The organism is Actinospica sp. (genome assembly GCF_035552695.1).
Classification (GTDB): domain Bacteria; phylum Actinomycetota; class Actinomycetes; order Streptomycetales; family Catenulisporaceae; genus Actinospica.
The window spans coordinates 1-2586 of record NZ_DASZKT010000066.1 but is presented as its reverse complement, the minus strand read 5'-3'; the positions used below and the strand labels follow the sequence as shown (position 1 = coordinate 2586).

Genomic DNA, 2586 nt, shown 5'->3' with positions numbered 1-2586 from the left:
GACCGCGGCGCTGATCTCGGCCAGGCGCTTCTTGCCGCGCTGAGACCCGGCGAGCTGCTCGGCGCGGGTCAGCAGGCCGGCCGCGCGGTCAGCCGCCATCTCCTGAAGGTTCAGCTTGATCGCGGCGGCATCCTCGTGAAGCGCGGCCACGTCGACCTCGTCCGAGACGGCCAGCAGGTCCGCCGCGTCGTCGCGCGACATGCGCCCGATCACCACGGCGCGCACGTAGGCGTCGCACTCGGCGGCTGCGCGCTTCACGTGCGGCACGGCGGGGTCCGCCTCGCCGAGCACGACGGCGGAGCACCGGTAGCCGGGCTTACCGCGCGTCGTCGGCGCGCCCTGGACGGGGGCACCGCACCGGCACAGCGCGAGCGACCCGAGCAGCGTCCGCCCCGCGCGCCGCTCCTTGCCCTCGGGAACCGAGCGCGGCCCGTTGTCGAGCTTGGCCCGCACCGCCTTTTGCATCTCCTGTGACACGATCGCCTCCCACTTGCCCTCGGCGACGACCTCGCCGCAGTACACCGACAGCCCGGCATTGGCCGGGTTGAGCAGGATGCCCCGGATCGACGCGTCCGACCACGCGCGTTTCGGCAGCGGCCCGAACGGGGCGTGCGGCGGCCGGTAGCCGGGCTCTTGCGCGTGCGCCCTGGCCGTCCACTCGGCCTCGATCACTGAGATTGTGACCCTGGAGCCGCCGCCGACCAGGCGCCGGCATGCCGCCCGGATCGCCTCGGCCTCGGCCCGGTCATGCCCGCTGTTCCCCGGATTCCATCCGAACCGGCGCCAGCCGCCCTTACGGAGCGCGCCGCGCTCGGCCGCGCCCCGGTTGGCCAGCTTCTGACGCTCGATCTTCCGCTCCTGCTCCGCCTTGGCGACCGCAACCAGGATGCGCGCGGCCAGGCGCCCGGAATCGGTACCCAGGTCGATAATGCCGTCGGCCTCGGCGAACCGCACCCCGGCCGCGTCGAACCGCGGAATCAGCCGCTCAAGGTCGATCGGCTCGCGGAGCGCCCGGTCCCACCGCCAGACGAGCACCACGTCGACCTCGCGGGCACCGACCATGCGCAGCACCTCGGCCCATCCCGGGCGAGGCTTCCCGGTGCCGAGAGCGTTGGCGATCGAGCGCGTCACGCCGATGTCGTTGTCGGACTTCTCGGCAACCACAGTCCAGCCGCGGGCAGCTGCGCGCCGCAGTAGGTCTGTCCGCTGGTTGAGCACGCCGTGCCCGTCGTCGGCCTTGTCGTCGCTGATCCTGTCGTAGATCACGCACCGGATGAGCTTGGCGTGCGTGCTGTCCGCCCGTATCTCAAGAGAGGTTGTCACGTGGGTAGTTTACTACTATGCTGTGACCCGTCCCAGGCGAACCACATGACGCTGCTCTGTGGTGCACCGTTCGGCCGTATCGTGGCCAGGTGCGCGAAGAGCGGCCGGTCGAGTAGGTCTGCGTGACTGGCGGGAACTTCAGGCACTGGTCTCTCCTTGCTGCCTTGACTGGTTACAGCGCATCGGACTCTTTGTGACTGTACGTCGTGGTCCGGTCATGGGATGATCCGGTCCCGGCGCACGACGCCCTCCTGCGCCGACTCGGTGAGCAACTGGCCACCGAGCTGTGAGCACCTGCGGTGCCATTCAGCGCCGGTGGGGGAGTACCCCGCTACTCGGTGAGGACCAGCCACTGAGTGCCGTCGGTCAGTTCACGGAACGCGTCGAGGTGGCCGGCGTGGGTAGCGGTCTCCTCGATCACGTGCAGGATCGTCCGGCGCAGCGGCCGGGGCGGGAAGTCGGCGAAGAAGTCGGGCCACCACTTCGGCCGGGCGTCGATCGGCGTCGCCGCGATGATCGCGTTGGCCCTGGCGATCTCATCCCGGTACAGGCCGAAGATCGCGGCACCAGGTACCTCCGCGGGAACCCGCCACGCCTCGTCCCCCGACGTCAGCGTGAGCGGCTCGCCCGCGACGGCACCGCGGAACCAGAACCGCTCGACGTCCAGGGCCAGGTGCCGCACCATGCCAAGCGGCGTCCAGCCCGACGGCAGCAAGGCTCGCCGCAGCTCGTCTTCGGACAGCCCGTCCAGGGCGCCGAGCACGTGCTCGCGCTGTGCGTTCAGCGACGTGAGGAGCGCCTGCGTTTCATCATCGATCACGCAAGGACGACGTGCCGGCCCGCCAGAAGTGAGCGCGCCCGGGGTTGTTCCGCCCTGCCCCGCTTCCTTGCGCCGATGTGCCTACAGGGGCGAAAGGAGCCTGCGAGTGCTCATAACACGCCAAGTAGTGACGCACACTTGTGTTATCTGAGCTGCTCATATTGACTGTTGTCGTGGCCTGTGCGCTCCCCTAATCGTGTCGTTGGCGACGGTCAGCAAGGAGAAGCCCCGTGTCCTCAGCCGCCCTGCGCGACGGTATTCTCAACGTTCCCGTGATCGACATCGCCAGCTTCCGCATGCCCTACGCGGACGCGGCCGCGCGCTCCGAGGTCGTCCGCCGGGTCGATGAGGCCGCGCGGACGGTCGGCTTCATGCAGATCACCGGGCATGGCGTCACCGCGACCACACTCAGCGAGTTCACCGCCGCGACCGACGCGTTCTTC

At 69.7% G+C, this 2586-nt stretch carries 3 protein-coding genes and 1 pseudogene; 1 reads left to right on the top strand and 3 read right to left on the bottom strand.

Annotated features, from left to right (window positions below; all coding sequences use genetic code 11):
* The 3 genes and pseudogenes from VG296_RS09345 to VG296_RS09335 form a co-directional block, all read right to left on the bottom strand.
* The coding region (locus VG296_RS09345; RefSeq protein WP_325565179.1) for a recombinase family protein at nt 1–1323 on the bottom strand (1323 nt) is incomplete at its 3' end.
* A 26-nt stretch (nt 1324–1349) separates the two neighbouring features.
* Nucleotides 1350–1469: pseudogene (locus VG296_RS09340) on the bottom strand (pyridoxamine 5'-phosphate oxidase family protein); the annotation flags it as partial.
* Between the two features lie 185 nt (nt 1470–1654).
* Nucleotides 1655–2143 carry a DUF664 domain-containing protein gene (locus VG296_RS09335; protein ID WP_325565175.1) on the bottom strand — a complete coding sequence of 163 codons (489 nt, stop codon included), beginning with the start codon at nt 2141–2143 and terminating at the stop codon, nt 1655–1657.
* Between the two features lie 230 nt (nt 2144–2373).
* On the opposite strand from VG296_RS09335, the gene VG296_RS09330 reads away from it, so the two are divergent.
* On the top strand, nt 2374–2586 hold a 213-nt coding region (locus VG296_RS09330; RefSeq protein WP_325565173.1), incomplete at its 3' end, for a 2-oxoglutarate and iron-dependent oxygenase domain-containing protein.